General features: G+C 50.7%; 9 protein-coding genes. All 9 read right to left on the reverse strand.

What is annotated here, in order from left to right:
- Positions 1–317 precede the first annotated feature (317 nt).
- The 9 genes from BUB18_RS07020 to BUB18_RS07060 all read right to left on the reverse strand — a co-directional run bounded on the left by BUB18_RS07020 (position 318) and on the right by BUB18_RS07060 (position 17,360).
- Positions 318–1,442 (reverse strand): glycoside hydrolase family 88/105 protein, encoded by a 1,125-nt coding sequence (locus tag BUB18_RS07020; protein WP_073079355.1) that lies wholly within the window; start codon positions 1,440–1,442, stop codon positions 318–320.
- Entirely contained in the window at positions 1,439–2,212 is a 774-nt protein-coding gene (locus BUB18_RS07025) for a rhamnogalacturonan acetylesterase (RefSeq protein ID WP_073079357.1), read from the reverse strand. Before BUB18_RS07025 ends, BUB18_RS07020 begins: the two co-directional genes overlap by 4 nt.
- Positions 2,209–4,065, reverse strand: coding sequence for a rhamnogalacturonan lyase (locus BUB18_RS07030; RefSeq protein WP_073079358.1), 1,857 nt, complete (start codon positions 4,063–4,065; stop codon positions 2,209–2,211). Before BUB18_RS07030 ends, BUB18_RS07025 begins: the two co-directional genes overlap by 4 nt.
- Entirely contained in the window at positions 4,065–5,474 is a 1,410-nt protein-coding gene (locus BUB18_RS07035; protein ID WP_073079359.1) for a glycoside hydrolase family 28 protein, read from the reverse strand. Before BUB18_RS07035 ends, BUB18_RS07030 begins: the two co-directional genes overlap by 1 nt.
- Positions 5,475–5,542: 68 nt before the next feature.
- A complete protein-coding gene (locus tag BUB18_RS07040) occupies positions 5,543–6,460 on the reverse strand; it encodes a glycoside hydrolase family 43 protein (protein ID WP_073079360.1) in 918 nt (305 codons plus the stop codon).
- Positions 6,461–6,470: 10 nt separating this feature from the next.
- Positions 6,471–9,665, reverse strand: a complete 3,195-nt coding sequence (locus BUB18_RS07045; protein ID WP_178372098.1) for a DUF4450 domain-containing protein — start codon at positions 9,663–9,665, stop codon at positions 6,471–6,473.
- Entirely contained in the window at positions 9,638–11,740 is a 2,103-nt protein-coding gene (locus tag BUB18_RS07050; RefSeq protein WP_073079362.1) for a hypothetical protein, read from the reverse strand. Before BUB18_RS07050 ends, BUB18_RS07045 begins: the two co-directional genes overlap by 28 nt.
- Positions 11,737–14,559, reverse strand: coding sequence for a glycoside hydrolase family 2 protein (locus BUB18_RS07055; protein WP_073079363.1), 2,823 nt, complete (start codon positions 14,557–14,559; stop codon positions 11,737–11,739). The genes BUB18_RS07050 and BUB18_RS07055 overlap by 4 nt, the downstream gene beginning before the upstream one ends.
- Positions 14,559–17,360, reverse strand: coding sequence for a glycosyl hydrolase (locus BUB18_RS07060; RefSeq protein WP_073079584.1), 2,802 nt, complete (start codon positions 17,358–17,360; stop codon positions 14,559–14,561). The genes BUB18_RS07055 and BUB18_RS07060 overlap by 1 nt, the downstream gene beginning before the upstream one ends.
- Between the last annotated feature and the right edge of the window lie 73 nt (positions 17,361–17,433).

Raw genomic sequence — 17,433 nt, forward strand, 5'->3', positions numbered from 1 at the left:
CATCTACTCAAAACGGTATCTTGAAAGAGGGGACCTCTTTGTAATTATTTTGTGGCCCCGGATTCAATCGGGCCGAAGGCCCGATTGAATCCGGGGTGGGCGGCGCCGGTGGCGCCTACCACCCAATGGAAGTTCAGTGACTGTTAGTACCTGGCTTCCGCATTGCGGGTTGTTGCGCCTGGCCCGCCGCCACCTGATGAAAGTTCCATATGCAGCTGTTAGTAACTACCAGGGGGCGGGCAGCCGAAGGCCCGATTTAATCCCGGGAGGGCAGTGCCGGTGGCACCTGCCACCCCACCTGGGGGATCTTCAGGCAATTATTTCTTCTTCAGCTGATACACTTCCGACCCTGCCAGCAGGAAGCATCCCAGCCCATAATCTTCAAAGTCAGGAATTTTATCGTAGCTCACCGGCTGACCGTCCTTAGGTTCTTTACCGGTGCTCTGCACCCAGCCCAGTGCCCCGTCAGGATGCACACAGTCCTTCAGCATGGCATTCCAGGCTTTGCTCAGCACTGGCAGGTATACCTTACGGTCAATGATACCTTTGTTAATACCCCAGGCCATGCCATAAACAAACAGGGAAGTACCTGTCAGTTCTTTTCCCGGGTACTCTGTAGGATCGGCCAGGCTTACATTCCAATAGCCATCCGGGCGTTGAAGCGGCAGCAGCGCTGCCAGCATATCTTTATAATCCTGCAGGTATTCCGCATAGTGAGGATCGGTTTTCGGCAGCTCCTCCAGGGTACGCACAAGGGCCGCAACCACCCAGCCATTGCCTCTGCTCCAATAGCACTGTTTACCACCTACGGTAGTATACGGCGGCACGAAGTCCTTATCTCTCCACCATAATTTATCAGCTGCATTATACAAGCCGTTAGTACCATGATTATGTTTGGTATAACTGTACATGCGGTACATGAAATCGAAATAGCTGTTGTCTTTATTATCCACACCCAGCTTCACAAATACCGGCATCGCCATCTGCAGCGCATCAATCCACCACCAGTCATCCACTTTATCAGTGCTCTTCATGTTGTCGATAGCAGCCTTTACTTCTTTGATGTACTGCGGGTCTTTGTCAATTCTGTACAGGTCGATGTAAGTTTGGCCGGCACAGATGTTATCCGCATTGCGCACGGTAGGTCCACCCCATAAACCCCAGTGGTGGCTCTTTCCCCAGTCCAGTGCATACTGCTTGTAGGCAGGCTTTTTATCAATACTGTACAATGCCATCAGTCCTTCATAGTACACCGCCCTGGTCCAGAGGTTAGACGGACGTTCCTTTTTCACGAACGTTGGTTTGCCGGGATCAGCGTACTTTTCCATGAAGTACTGGTTGGTTAGTTCCAGTGCTTTCAGTGTTTCCTTTTTGTTGGGTACCTGCTGGGCATTTGCCTGCAGGGCCCCGATCATTGTGAATGCTATCAGTATCTTTTTCATCTCAGGTAACTATTAAGCGTACATCCAGGTATTTTTTTCAGTCCTTCAATAACGGCGGCTGCGTTGAGTTCCGCGCCTTCTTTACCGGTGTGGGTATGGTCTCCTTTAAACAGCGGGGCTACTTTTTCCTTGCCCATCGCGTCATATTTATCTGCAATGATGTTGTTCAGGTCAATGAAGAAAGCACCGGTGGTATCAGCTGTTTCATGTGCCCATAGGCCATAATCGGCATTGCCGCGCTTTGCCTTTTCGCCATTCCAGTTGTCGCGCGGCACCGGTGAGCAGATGATGGCGATAGCGCCTTTTGCTTTGGCTTCCGCTACATATTTACGCATATACCAGCCGTAGGTGTGTACTACTTCCTGCTGTTTACGGATCGGGTTATAAATCTCTTTTGACTCCTCACCTGTTCCGCGGATGGTTCCCCTTGCCCTGGAAGTATCATCCAGCGGACCTGCATCGTTGTGACCAAACTGCATGATTACGTAGTCACCTGGTTTAAGATCGGCCAGGATCCTTTCCCAGCGGCCTTCGGTGAGGAAGGTGCGACTACTGCGACCACCAATGGCATGATTCTGCACATCAATTTTAGCAGTATCAAAGTAGCTGCCTACCATTGTACCCCAGCCCCATTGGCCGGTAGTACCCTTGCCATCCCCGTTTTTTACGGTGCTGTCGCCGATGATATACAACACCGGTTTTTTCAACTGTACAAAAGCACTCATGATCAGGCACATGGCGGCCAGACTCAAATATTTCAATGTCTTCATGGTTTAATAATTTTAATGTTGGGCTTTGCCGGAGCTTTCATGCCCTGGCCCAGGAAATAGCCGGTATGTGGTGGCTGATTGTAACCTACGTTTTGCCAAACGATGCTCAGGCGGTACTGCGGGTCCTGCATGAGCGTATACAATTTCACATCCGTAGGTATGGTGGTGGTAAATATGCGCAGTTCCTTGTTGTCCGCGGTGCGATAGATCACTTCTTCGCGCCAGTCGCCAAACAGGTCGGCGGACAATACCGGGTTTGATTTAGTACCATTATTGCTCACACAACCGTACGCGCGGGTATCCAGCAAGCGGTTACTTTTACTGTTGGCGTAATCCCACTTATCGATGGTGGTACCATTCAGGAGTTCGCTGAGCACGTCGCCATCCCAGTATATGCCCATGTTTACGGAAGGTGTTTTCTCGGAGATCACGTTTCCTTTGGCGTCGAACATACCGCTGATACCGGCACCAGCCACCCAGCTTTCATAACCAGGATAGCGGGGATCTACGTCCAGGGCGAGTCCGCGGCCGGGACCTTCTCCGTCTTCACCGGCTTTTACGGAAGCTTTTTTCCAAAGGATTTCTCCGGTGCGGGCGTCGCGGAAGCTGGCGCCGGCATCATCAAATCGTTCCTGGATATCGAATATTTCCAGTCCGGGACGTTCCGGATCGAGGTCAGAAACATGTAGGGCATCACCATGACCAAGACCGGTGGAATAGCGTCCTTTTCCGTTGTCGTCGATTACCATGGCGCCGTACACGATTTCGTCCTTACCGTCATTATCCAGGTCCGTTACCGTGAGGTTGTGGTTACCCTGGCCTCTGTATTTGCGGTTTTGTCCGCCTGGTGCATCACTGTCGAATGTCCATCGGTGGGTGATTTTTCCATTTTTGTAATCCCATGCAGCGAGTACGGTGCGGGTATAGTAACCACGTGTCATTACAAAACTGGGATGTTGCCCATCGAGGTAGGCCACACAGGCCAGGAAGCGGTCCATGCGGTTACCGTAGCCATCACCCCAGATGGCTTTAAGTTCTTCTGTGGTGGGCGTGAGTGACGATGGGTGGCGTGCGGGGATATAGTTGGTGGTAGCCATGGCCTTGCCGGTTTTGCCGTCGAATACGGTGAGGTATTCGGGTCCGGCGAGGATATATCCGTTCGCGTTACGATAGTCTTTGGTGCTGTCGCCTATAACGTTGCCGAGTGCATCTATGGAGCCGTCGGCCGTTTTCATGACGATTTCCACGCGACCGTCACCATCGAGGTCGTACACAAGAAACTGTGTGTAGTGGGCGCCTTCGCGTATATTTTTTCCGAGGTTGATGGTCCACAGCAGCGTTCCATCCATTTTATAGGCCTGGAACACCGGTGGATCTGTCAGACCTGCATGAGAGTTATCATGTGCTTTACCGGTGGCGTGGAGGATGATCTCATAGGCACCATCTCCGTCAACATCTCCCACGGAACCATCGTTGGCGGTGTATCCTTCGGGGAGTTGCAGTGGTATCGATAAAAAAGGTTTGTTACCGGTTTTTTTTGTGAAGACTTCACTGCTTTCTTTTTCCTTACCGTTTACTACCATTTTCACCTGGTAGCTGAGGGTAGCGGCCGTGTCGACGGCTTTATCCAACAGCCAGGTAACAGCTTTCACTGGTTGGTTATTGATTTTTACATTTCCGCGGTATACGTTGAAGGCGGCGTTTTCCGGGTCGGTAACCAGGGAGCGCCAGCTGATGAAGTTGCCTCCTTCCGGTGCGGCGATAGCCACTACGCCCCGGTTGAGGTATTCCATATTTCGTTGTGCCGTTGCCGTTACAGGGAGCAACAGAAGGCCCCATAAAAGGTATTTCATTACTCGTTGATTTGCACGTTTTTCGAGTCGGTTACCTGAAAAGGTTTCTTATCAGCAGCGCTGAGTTTACTATCTGTGATGGTCCAGTTCTGTACTTGTGTGAGCATTCCTTTGCTTTCGGCGGCGATGTTCAGCTGATCGAAGCTGAAATCTTCCAGCTGGGAGGAAGGCAGCCCCTGTGCAGTGATGATGCGGCGCACGGAGGTGGCATTGATGTTGCTCACGTGTACATTGCGGAAGTGTGGTGTACCACGTTCCGGCGTTACCTGCATCAGCATGGTTTTCCAATGAGCAGGAATAGAATCCGGGTTGTAACCTTCAGGTAAGGTGGAGTAGCTGTAAGCAGGGTTCCAGTTCATGGTGAAGTGGAATGCCGTAGTTACCTCTTCCATGGTGATGTTGTTGAAATAAATATCTTCTACTATACCACCACGGGTGGTAGCGGATTTAATATGAAAACCGTTAGTGGTGCCTTTTGCCTGCAGGTCCGTAGCGAGTACGTGACGGATGCCGCCGGAAGTTTCACTGCCCAGCGTGAGCAGCCCACCGCCTCTGCGGGCAATGCATTTGCGGATCACTACATATTCCGTAGGTCTGTTTACCCGGAGGCCATCATAATCGCGGCCGGCCTTTAAACAGAAGTCATCATCATTACAATCAATATCGCAGTTCTGCACCAGCACCCAGGTAGAGGAGTCTACATCGATACCATCGGTGCTTGGGCCGGTACCATCTTCGTTGTTGCGGATTACCACGCCGTCAACGGTGATGCGGGTGGAGTACAGCAGGTGTACAGTCCAGAAGCCGGCATTTTTGATGGTTACATTTTTCAGTGTCACATCTTCGGATTCCTGGACCAGCAGGGTACGTACGCGTTTGCTATCGTAGTCTACAATCCAGCGGAGCCCTTTAGGTTCGTATTCTTCCTTCCGCATTTTCCAGTATTTATCCCAGCAGAAACGGCCACGGGCGTTGATCACGCCATCTCCTTCCAGGGAAGCATTTTTCACTTTCAGGAGGTTGATCATAGCGGCAGGCCATCTCATTTCAATACCAGCGATGCGAGTATCGATTTCGGGATAATCTTCAAAACGCTGGCTACCAAGGAGGGTAACGCCCTTGTCTATACGTAAACGAACATTATTCTTTAAAAATATGGAACCAGTAACATAGGTACCTGGTCTGAATGCCACGATGCCACCACCTTTGGCGGCGCAGGCATCAATCGCTTTTTGAATCGCTTTTGTATTTATGGTAACGGTATCACTTACCGCACCGTAAGTATTGGCATAATACACCGTTGTGCCTTTGGGAACGGAGGCGGCACCCACCTTCTTCACCCAGTCTAACTGTTGCGCATGCACGGAAAGGGTAAATAAGCAAAGTATCAGTAACGCGGATCTAATCATAACGGTAATTATCGGAGATCAAAATACAAGTTCCATTCTGTGAAACTATCCTGTGCCTACCTGTATAACTACCGGGGCAGTTGGTCAAAAACGGCTTTACTTACTTTAAACGCTGATCCGTGGCGGATTCCGGAAGGCATTTGTAATTGATGTGATTCGTCTTGCACCCCATTGTCCTGCATCTTCACTACACCGTATTTATGATCACGATACTTATCAAAGTATACCAGCCAGGTGTTATTGCTGCGTAAAGCAGTTGGTCCTTCTGCCCAATAGTTGCCGGTGATCGGCGAACCTGTCATCACATATTCACCGGTAAGCCGCTTACTATATGCTACACGCAGGTTTTTGGCAGGTGGAAAGCGGGTTTCATCCTTAAAAAACATCACCCATTGATTACCATCCTTTTGAATAGTAGCATCTATACAATTAAACCCGGGATCATACAACAACTTCGCTTTTGAATACTTCTTAAAGTCCTTAGTGAGTGTATAATACAGGCGGTGATTATATTTATCATCGCCGGTGGTATCACCGGCCTGAAACCGGCCCGGTATGGTAGTGGCCCAGTAAATCATATACTGCTTGCCTGCCGGGTCATAGGTAATTTCCGGTGCCCAGCAATTCTTTGCTGTGGGTTCATGTTCCATTACCGGCACCGTTTGCTGCTCACTCCAGTGAATGAGGTCAGGAGAAGAGGCGTAGCCGATCGTCCGTTCATTCCAGCTCACCGTCCACACCATATGAAATAATTTATCCGGCCCCTGGATGATACAGGGGTCGCGCATGAGCTTATCGTTTCCGGCGGTGGGTTTCAGCAGGGAACTGTCGCCGTTGAGGGCCGTCCATTTATAACCATCATGACTATACGCCATGTGCAAGCCATCCTTTCCGTTGTCTTTAAAATAGCAGAACAGGTATACTGAATCCTGTGCCACTGCGGATATATTTACAAATATTAAAAGCAACAACAACCATCTCTTCATAAAAAAAATTTTACCTGCATAAAGTAAGGGACATGAGCCCAATTATAACATCGTTGGCCTGCGTATGGACACTCAATGTGGCCAGTGTTTTATCGGGCTGCAAACGCATTTGCAGCACGGTAGCTGCGCCACCGTCTACCGCCCTGGTGGTGTACCCTTTGATAGCTGCATATTGCTGCATGCCTTGCGAAAACTTACCCTGTTTCAGGTAAAGTCTTTCCGGCACGGGTGCATTGGTAGTAAAGGCTTTGCCATCGTTCATCAGATCCTGCTCGATAGGCCACCAGTTTTGCGGGTTGCGCAGCAGCAGTGTATCGCTGGAGCCATCGGTATAGGTTACACGTACAAAACCATTGGTAAACCTGCTTTGCATGGCGTTGGTAGACCCTGCCATCAGCAGCCAGGCGCCCTTAGCTTTACCGGTCAACGGTATGCTTATACTGTCAGGATAGTTATCCCACAGGGACGTATACACGATATTTTTTTCGGTAATATCGCCAGGTGTCTGAAAGGGTACACCTGCGGTGTTACGCACTTCATTCCCTGTTCCGGCTGCGGCTCTCAGGCCACTATCATCGATATTAGCGGTAGCCAATGGATAGCACCAGTTGCCGATCCCTTGTACAGGCAGCTGTAGTGTAGGCACTGCTGGCCGCGGACTTAAATACTGCTGCTGGAAGATGTCGGTAACTTTGCTGTTGAAAAATTTATCTAACGGCACTTTCTCATAGCTGGTGCCTAAATCTGCCATAGCACTGGTTGCTTCCTCCGGGCGAAGATGCCTGCCTGGCACCCACCAGCTAAACCCATCTTTTTCGAACTTATCAAAGCTCACCAGCGGCATTTGCCTGCGGCCTGTCAACTCCAGCTTCCGCACCATATGTTTGGGCGGAGTGGTTACCACCACTTCGTAAGTGGCTGCCAGTGGTAAATCTATCTGCATGGTGGCGGTTCCAATGGCATCTGCCAGTGGCTTATAAGCTACCGGCTTACCGTTAACCATCACTTTAATTCCTGTGGTAACGGGTGCAGGAATGATCAAACTTACCTGCAACTGCTTGCTGAAAGAAGGTTTAATAACGTACTTTCTTTCTGCATATTTACCGGTATACGCAAACGTTATATCCGGTGTTTGAATCGATGCCTGCTCCCACGCCGCCGGAAACCCCGGCTGCACCAACAACTTCCCATTCAGCGCATCCGGCTGAATCCCGAAAAGTCCTTCCACCAGTGAACGAGCGGCCATCGCTACCGGGTCGGCAAAATCCCTGTACAACTCCCCTCTGATGGCATCTTCCTTTGCCAGCTGCTCAAAATTCCCCGGCGATGATCCCATGAACATGCTTTCCACCAACACACTACGCCAGAGCTGATAAGCCTTTTCCGGGTTACCACCCTGCCAGTAAGCCAGGGCCGTATGCAGGTTTTCCGCCAGGGCCACGTTGTTGAGCGACCACGTATAGGGCTGCCAGTTAGTAGTACTGAGCAGGTACATATCTTTCCCAATGGGAATATGCGGAATGTATTCATCGATATACCGCAGGCAGGAATATGCCTGGAAACGGTCCGCCACTTTTGAATCCAGCGCGTGATAGATGGTCCATAAACCTGCGCTTGGGTGCAGCAGCTGCTTACCCATTTTATCTTTATACTCTGCAAACCATCCTTTTTCCGGCATCCATAGCTGTTGCTGCATCGCAGTCAGAATATGCGCCGCCTCTTTCGCATAAGGCGACGGGTCCTCCCCTATCAGTTTTGCCAGCTTCGCGGCTGTTGCATTGGAAAAATAATTATAGGCAGATGAATGTGTTACGCCGCCGGCATTGTACTGTAATGCATCGCTGGCCCATATGCAGGCGTAGGCATCGTACAGGCCATCCCCGTCGGCATCAAAATTTCGTTTTTCCCAGGCAAGGTGGCGGGTAATCACCGGCCACATTTCCCTGACATAGGCCGTATCGCCTGTCCAGTTGAAGTGCCGCAGCAGCTGGTCAATGAACACGAGGTTCATATCGTAGTGGTGCGCGCGTATGTCGCCATTTGGGTTCCGGCAGATGTAACCGTCGCTGAACATGGCAGTTCCGATCTTTTCCAGTTGCCGGGCCAAGTGCAAATTGGTATCTGCCACTACTCCCAGTGTAGGCGGTACCGTTACCTGACTTTTAGCGTAGCTGGAAAAATGTTCGCGGGCACGGTCGTGCCAGCCGAGGGCATCCCCGATATAGGCGCCTCTCCAGGCATTGAGCCGCATACGCCAGGCGACGGCACCATGCAGGAAGGTAGGGCTTTCCCAAACGGCATCCGCGGCCAGTGCGAGGGCGCTGCCCAGATTATTGATACAGGAATCCGGGGTATTTACTTTTATCCGGTCCGCAATATCCCTCGCTGCAGCTTTTGTTTTTTCAAACAAACCGGATAAGCTCACCGGTTGTTCGCCTGTGTTCAGGGAGATATCAGTCACGCCATTGGTAAGTGGCATGTGAGCGATCAGTATCGCGGCGCGTGGGTCCTTCGCCGTTAGGGCGGCAGGAAGCTGGTCAGCACGTTGCAGGCCGGCAGCCTCACCCACGGCGAGCGTGGCACCTTTAGGGAACGAGCCTGCAATGGTCTTGCCATTAGCGAGTTTGAGCCTGAATTGCTGGTCTGTCAGCGTATAGGCATTGCCCGCGCAATTGGCCTCGTGGAGGTCAAAGAGGCTGGGCGAATCCGCGCCTATATCACCATCGCGACTAAACTTTTTCCCGCTGGCGCCGCCGTACACGCAGTACAGTGTTACACCGGCAGGCAGTTGTTGCGTAGTGAACCGGGCAATGAGGCCCTCGTGGCTATACAAGGCCATTACCGTCAGGGTAATCTTACCTCTCTCTAAAACAGGATCAGCAATATCATATTGCATGGCACCATGGCCATACCGGGAAGTGATGTCCGCTGCATCGCTGAGCCACTTAAAATTTTTCCCTTTTTTAATCGCAAACCTAAGATTTCCGCCCATTCCGGGCAGGTACATGGCAAACATGGGCTTGTCGCCCGCTTCCACGCGGAAGCCTGTATTACCGCCATAAAGGGCACGGTTAAACCTGAGTGAACCGTTATGAATCACGAAATCGCCCTGCTGCGGCTGGTAACGCATTTCACGTTGCGCGGCCGCCGTAGTAGTGAGCAGGCAGCAGCCTGCTATTAAAATATTTTTGTAAATCCTTCGCATTTCACTTTCCATTGTCCGTTGTCTGGGAATCCGTTTATGAGCGTTGGATCCGCCGCTGTGCCAGCGCACATCATGGCAATGGCGCTGAGCAGCCCCCCGTTGCCAGGCAGGTAGATCGTGAGTCGCTCGTCCTGAAAGTTATGCCCGTTTACCAGGTAGGTATTGGTACGGATAGGTTTCAGCAAGGCCTGCACGGCCATTTCTGGCTGGTGCAGCCTGGTAGCCGCCATGGCGGTCAACGGGAAATCCCAGCCCCAGGTATCATTCCATCTCCACTTATCCCATACCAGATTTAACGTACGGAGCATAGTAGCAGTATCCAGGGCAGGACTACCGGGAATACTGGCATAAGCCCCTAATACCGCCGGATGATCCCCGAGGTAACGGGAATTCGTATACCCGTCAGGGTTACTCTCTGCCGGCAAATAAACCCCATTTAACACAGGCAATGGAGCCAGCTGCGTACAAACGGCATCCCATTTGGCTACACGCGGCAAGCCGGCTCTTTCCCGCCACTGTTGAGCGGTTTGCAATGCCCAATGCCAATAGGCGAGTTCATAAGTAGGATTAAAAGTTTGTAAAGGATCAAAGCACTCCTGAGCGGGAATCAGCCCTGGCCCGAGATTGTAGCGGTGCTTCACGGAATCATAGCTGGCGTAATCGGCCATAAACTCCGCCGTTTTATACACCAGGTCTGCGTACTTCTTAATCACCTCGGCAGATTGCTTCCTGCTCTGGTACAACAGCTCCGTCATATAAATAAAATGCGGCTGCTGCCATATCAGGAACGCACCTACGGACGAAGGTGATTCATCTCCGCTGTGATCCACCATCTTTTGCCAGCGCAAGCCGCTGTAATGCTGCCGCTGCGCCAGCTGCTCCGCTTTGGCCGACACCGTCCGGTACCAGTCCAAACTCTTCTCCATCAACTCCGGGCGACCCCATAACGCAAAGTGCACGGCATGCCACCAATGCATTTCCAGGTGAGGCTTGCCGTACCAGCTGTTATAGGTAAGCCCCGTTTCCTGCGGCGGAAAATTACCGGAACATTGCAGCTTAGTGAGGTATTCTGATAATACTACCCTGCGTTCTATTTCTTTCGCACGCGGGTCCTTGCTGCCTGCGAAGTCCACCGCAGCACCACTTTCCCAGAAATGCTTCCAGCCAGCGATGCTGCTCTGGTCCACCTGGTCGGCGGTCATATAATTTGTAGTGCGCTTTTCGGTAAACTGCACAGTAAAGTCCAAACCCTTTGCCCCGGCCGGCTTCACCTCATAGGCATGCAAGCCGGCTTTTACCAGCGAAGCATTTCCCGCCACACCAATAAACCATTGGCTGGTATCTGCCGAGCAGGCAATAAAATTATCACGCAGTTCAGTATTTAACTTCGTATATCCTTTAAAGTTATCCGCAGCATCTTTCCAGCCACCGGCAGGCTCAGGTACGCGTATCAGCACGCGCAGCCGACTTTGGGCCAGCAGGGGCGATTCCACATGAAAACCTACCATATCCCGCTCCTGGTGGCAACTGGTGGTTACTTCCACCGGCACACCTTCCACGGTAAACTTACTGGTGATAATACCGGTATATACATCCAGCTGCTGCCGGATATCTTTGATATCTGCAGCGGTAGCCAGCCGATTGTTTCGCAGCGTGATTTCCATGCCCACACTGCCCAGCTGCAAACGATGCGGGTTGACGCGGAAATAATCACATGCTTCTCGACTGCGGTCCGGTGATTTTATCTGAACGGAATAAGGCCTTTGCTTACCCTGTAAATCATAGTTTCTGAGTGTTTCCTCAAATTTGTAGTGATGGGTATTGGGAAAGCTGTGCCATCCCCATTCCGACTGCGTACCTAAAGGCACGCCACCGGCGTACAGTGCAGGAAACGACTGCATGCCGGTAGCATCTACTGTAAAAGCAAATTGTCCGTTGCCCACCGACAACGACGACAGGCTGTCTATCTGTTGAACTTGCACATTGTGGCGGGTTACCACCTGCCGGCGATTGATACTTTGCGCATCACTGAGGTGGGCTATACCCAGCAAAAGCACGATTATACAGGTTCTCATAATAACTCGTTTACCTTAGGTCTGTTGAACTGCTGCGCTTTCTCAGTCGACTTAGGCAGTCCGAAATAGAAAAACAGGGTACGTGTGTGCATGCCTGTTGGGTGATTTAATTCACTGGCGGGGCCTAATGCGGCTGTACCATTGGTGATATTAAATGCCAGCTTGGTACCTACCGGCGGAATGGTTTCCAGGAAGGAAATATCACCCTGAGGCAGTGCCGGATTAGGTTTCACATCCTTCACACCATAAAATTCGAACAGGCGTACATACAATCCGGGGTCGGAAGTTCCTGCATAAAACTTACCCTGCACGGTATTAAACTCCATCCAGGTAACATCGGAAAAATATCCCTTAAACTCCGGGAACTGCCAGGGAGCAGATCCTGCGGAAGCATTGTTGTAAGCATTCTCCCAAACATCCAGCGTTACGCCCTGCAGCCGGTTTTTCCAAACCCTGTAAGGGCCTTTACCCAGCCATTTGGCGCTGAGCATGTATTGCTCCGGATAATTAAAGCTCACCCCTGCAAAAGGGGCGTCGCGTTTGAGTTCCCAGTTGTATTCCATGCGCAGCCAGCCGTTGTTGTCCATGTACCATTTCACTTCTTTCATATCACCGTTGTAATGGAACACTATGGTATCTGCTACTACCTGCATATCTTCCGCGGTAGCCTTACCGGAAGTAAATACCGGCCCACCGGTAAACGATAATGCGTCAGCAGCGGCATTGCGTACAGTTTTGATCATACCGGTACCGCGGTCAAACACAACGGTTACCTGTCCACCGGTAAGGGTTACACTACTGTCAGTAGTCGTAACGTTGCCCGCGCCGGTAGTGGTACCCGTCAGGTCTTTTATCAATACGGATGTTGGTTTCACATGCCATACCCAGGTGTACAGGTCACGACCAAAAGGATCTGTAGCGGTCAAACTCAATGCATCATAGTTTTTCCAGTCGGCAGGCAGAGGCAGTTGAATACTGCCTTTGACTACTGGTGCCACATCCGGCGCCGTAGCTTGTCCTGACTTCATGATAAAGTTCCCGCTCTGTGCGTCAAAGGGCTTGCGGTAATTACGGAGTTCCCACTTAAAGCTGCACTTATTCAGGTTCGTGAAATTAAAGCGGTTTTCCACTGGTATTTCACCGGAAAAGTTAGCAGGCAGCTGTTGCATATCTATTTTTACGGGAGAATATATTTCTCTCGCTGCCCAAAAGCTGCCTTCTTTTTCGCGGTGCGGACCCAGCACCCCATCCGGCGCATTGATGCCGTTTACATCAATGATATTGTGCTGATCCCTTCTTACCACACCTTCGTCGAGCATGGCCCAGATGAAGCCACCAGCGCCCAGTTTGGCGTTCCAGTGCAGGTCCCAGAATTCTTTCAGTGCAGCAGCGCCGCCGCCATCATCCTGCGCATGCAGGAATTCAGTAGGCATGTAAATGCTGGTATCTTCCAGGATTTTTTTAGTACTGTAATAGTCTTCGTAATGGTTGCAGTCGATACCGTTAAACTGGTTACCGGGGCGGTGGTGCGCATGTATCACCGGGCGGCCGGATAAATCGTATTTGCCGAAATCGTCATCCAGGTCTTTATTGTGGCCACCTTCGTTGCCATTACTCCAGAAAATAATGCTGGGATGGTTTACATCTCTCTCCACCATTTCTTTTACCAACGGCTCACCGGCTTTAGTGCTGTAAGCCTTTTGCCAGCCCGCCAGTTCATCGATCACATAAATGCCGAGGCTATCGCAATACTCCAGGAAACGCTTATCCGGCGGATAGTGCGAGCACCTGACAGCGTTCATATTCATTTCCTTTATCAGCAATGCATCCTGCAGTTGTATGCTATCGTTGAGCGTACGGCCGGTTTCCGGCCAAAAGCAGTGACGATTGATGCCTTTCATTTTTACCTTCACGCCATTCACATAAATACCATCCTGGCGGCGAATTTCAATAGTTCTGAAACCAAACTTCTCCGTTACGGTATGGATGGTTTTGCCGCCACGTTGTAACTGCAAGGTGTATTTGTACAGCTCCGGTGTTTCCGCACTCCAGGTGGCCGGGTTGTTTACATTACCTTCCAGTAAGGTTTTGGAAGACGCCGGTGCTTTTATTTCTGTTAACTTCTTTCCTGCTTTATCGGTAATGGTGGCCAGCAGCACATCGCCAGGCTTAGATTCCGTGAGCTCAGCCTGCAAACGCAGGCTGCCGTTGGCTTTGGCATCTATTGCCACCTGCCGTATATGCGTTGCCGGCAGCACTTCCAGGAACACGGGTCTGAAAATCCCCCCGAACACCCAGTAGTCCGCCAGGCGCTCCGCGTTATTCACTGAGGCATCGGCCGACATTTTGCTGACCGTTACTTCCAGCGTATTGGCGGTACCATACTTCAGCAGAGAGGAAATGTTGTAGCGGAAGCGATAAAAGCTGCCCTGGTGGATAGCTCCGGCGGATACGCCGTTTACTTTCACTTCCGCATCGGTCATTACCCCATCAAAAACGATGTTTATCGTTTGTCCTTTCCAGGTGGCTGGCACCTGGAAAGTATGTTTGTATAATCCCTGCTCGTCGGCAAAGCGGAAATTTTTACCGTAGGTTTTATAGTCCCTGCCGTAGTTGTAGCTGCCAAAACCTTGCTGCTCCCAGCAACTGGGCACGGCAATTTTAGTCCAGGCGCCGCTGTTACGGCCACCGGTGCAATAGAAATCCCATTGCACGGTGGGGTGATTGTCCTTGCCAGACAGGTATTGAATCAGTGTCGATTGTGCATAGGTTTGTCCACTCAGCAACATACCAAGCATCACTGCCAGTTTCCGTTTCATTATTGTCGTGGTTTAGTAATCTTGAGGTCCAGTAATTTACGTTGAGGCGTCAGCGTTACTTTGCCTAATAATCCGGAAGGCGTTGGCTGCCATCCTTTAGTGGTGAATAATCCGTCATCACCGCGGTTTTCCGGGAGTCGTGCCGGCATGTTAATGTTATAGAATTTCTTCCATTGCACACCTTTCTTTTCCAGCGCAATCATCCTGTTGGCCATGCCGTTGGTAACGAGTATACGCAATTCATTATTTTCCTTAAAGGCACTCATTGGAATCATCACACGGTAATCAGGTCCCATTAAGGTAGTAATGCGTTTACCATTTAAAAATACCTCCGCGGTTTCACCTACTTTTCCGAGGTTGAGCTCATAGGCATCTACATTTCGTTGCGGCTTTTTAATGTTAATCGTATATGCCGCTGTGCCGGAAAACTCGCTGGCATGCGCCACCTGCAAATCAGTCCAGGAGCCGGTTTTAGTGGTAATCTTCCCTTGCGGAATATCCGGCCCTCCCTGTAGGAATTGCAGTTGCCAGTCGCCGGTTATTTCTTCCGGCAGGCCTGCGGAAATCATGTAAGGATAAGCAGGAGCGGTAGATTTTTCAGAAGAGGTTTGTAAGATGCAGCTCTCTCCTGCTTTCAGGTGCATATATACCTGCCGGCCCACCGCATGCGCTACACCAGCCTCCTGTGTCATCGGGTTGTACTGTACTACCGAGGCAAATGGTTCGGAAAGCGTGATATAGCTGTGGTATTCCTTACCGGTGGTATTGGCAATGAAGTAGGTGCGGCCTTTATCCCAGCTTCTGCGTTCGAAGGAGAGGCCATTCATCTCTTCTTTAACGATACCGGCTGCACGCATTAACTCGGACAGGTGGTTGTTGAGTGCAGAGTTTTTATTAGCGCTTACTTCCGCTAGAGTTTTATGGAAGGCTGCACGGTTTTGTTCCAGGTTATGGTAACCTGTTACATCTGCCGGCAGGTTTTCGTAAAAGAGAATTTTAACACCGGCTTTAGCCAGGGCATTGAGTTTTTGCAGGGTTTCCAGCGGCAGGTACTTTACATCTGCCAGCAGTATGGCTTTGTATTTGCCACCCGGCATCTGCACCTTACCGTCGGTAGCCTTGCTTTCCAGCAGCTGCCTGTCGGACACCATGTCGAACGTCCAGCCTTCTTTCAGCATTTCTTCTGCCACTGATTCAAAGTAGGTACCTGAAAAGCCTTCCATCCCGTCGAAGTGATGGAGCATATCCCTGCCTGGTTGCATATTACGGTCGTGGAAAGGGAAGTACAGCAATACATCATTATCACTTTGGCCTGCCTGTAAAAAGCTCTGGCACCTGGCCACGTATTCATTGAGCGTATGAAAATCCTTCCAGAAAGAGTTGGCTGGTGTAAAGTGCACCGCTGCATAAAACAACCATCCCGGGTACGGTTCATCCTGCGGGGAATAGTTGGTACCATGATAGAAGATGTGATTGACCCCACCAAGGAAGTATTTGTCCACCGCTTGTTTTACATCTCCCAAACTGGATTTAAAATGCTCCCCTAACCAGGTGGCCGCTTCTGCACTGGCGAACTGCTTACCGCTCACATGCGCGGCAGAGGAGGCAAATTTGAAACGCAATATTTCCGTGCCTTCTGTTTCAGGTATGTCCACTGTTTCATACAGGTCAAATATATTGGAAGGCGAGCCATGACTCTGGTTGCGGATCAGTTTCCCCTGGGCCTTTGCCCAGTTATGCCATGGCTGTGTGAATTTTTCCAGGAGGAGGTCGGAGATCGTCATGCGGTAATCATACAGTACACGCAGGTGCTCCTGACTATTATCTTTTGCCAGCAACAGCGGCATTACCGTACGAAGGTCGTATCCACGTAGGCGCTGGAATTCGCTGAAGAACTCAGGTGTCCAGTTGGCCTGTCCGCGCGCATCATCTACTTCATAGGAATCGTTGAAGTAGCTGCGCAAGCTGGCAGTATTCCTGCCTTTAAATGCTTCATCAAATTTAGCGAGGTAGTGTTGTAAGGCGGGTAATGAAAAGTGATCGATGGCGAGGCCTTCTCCACCGGGGGCAGCTCTTTCCACCATCTTACCATGCCATCCCATGAAGAGGGCGTAGATGGTTACGTCTTCCGGTGCGCTCCAGTTGAGGCGACCGTCAGCGGTTGCATATCGGGTAACGTCGGTCATGTTGCCCTTGCTGTCGTACGCGAGTACTGACACCAGCGGCAGTGGCTTTCTGAACCTTACCTGGTCGATGGCAAGCTCCTGTAAATTTTTATTGGCACTGACAGGTTCCAGCACTTTGGTATCCGGTGGCAGTGGTTTTGGATTAGCACTGCGCAATATTGGCTCCTGTATAAATTCCAATTTTTCTGAAAGGCTGCTACCCTTCTTTATTTCAAATTTTTTATACGCCAGATATTTGCTGGCATCTTCATTGGTAACCCATGGCCCGCCGAAGGGCCAGCCCGTACCGGTAGCCATATCGATTCCCAGCTTAAGCCTGGAAGCCTCGCTGAGCGTGTATTCCAACATGGTCATCCATGAAGGGGAAAGAAAAGGTCTGAATCGTGCTTCTGTTCCTTTCACACCATAAATCGGTGTGATTTCCAGTCCGCCAAGGCCGGCCTTTGCATACAACTCCATCGCTGCAGTGAGCCCGGAGGAGTCTACAGCACTACCCTCCCACCACCAGCGTGTCCATGGTTTGGCCGTTTGAGTAATAGCTGGCCATTGTACCTGGGCTTGAGCAGCATAATTACATACGAGCATTGCGGCAATCTGTAATACTTTTTTCTTCATCTCAACAAAATATAAAATCATGAGCATAATTTCCCCTTGTAAAAAGCAGCAAAAGCAGCAAATTTCTCTGCTG

Origin of the sequence: Chitinophaga jiangningensis (assembly GCF_900142605.1) — a bacterium.
Lineage (GTDB): Bacteria > Bacteroidota > Bacteroidia > Chitinophagales > Chitinophagaceae > Chitinophaga > Chitinophaga jiangningensis.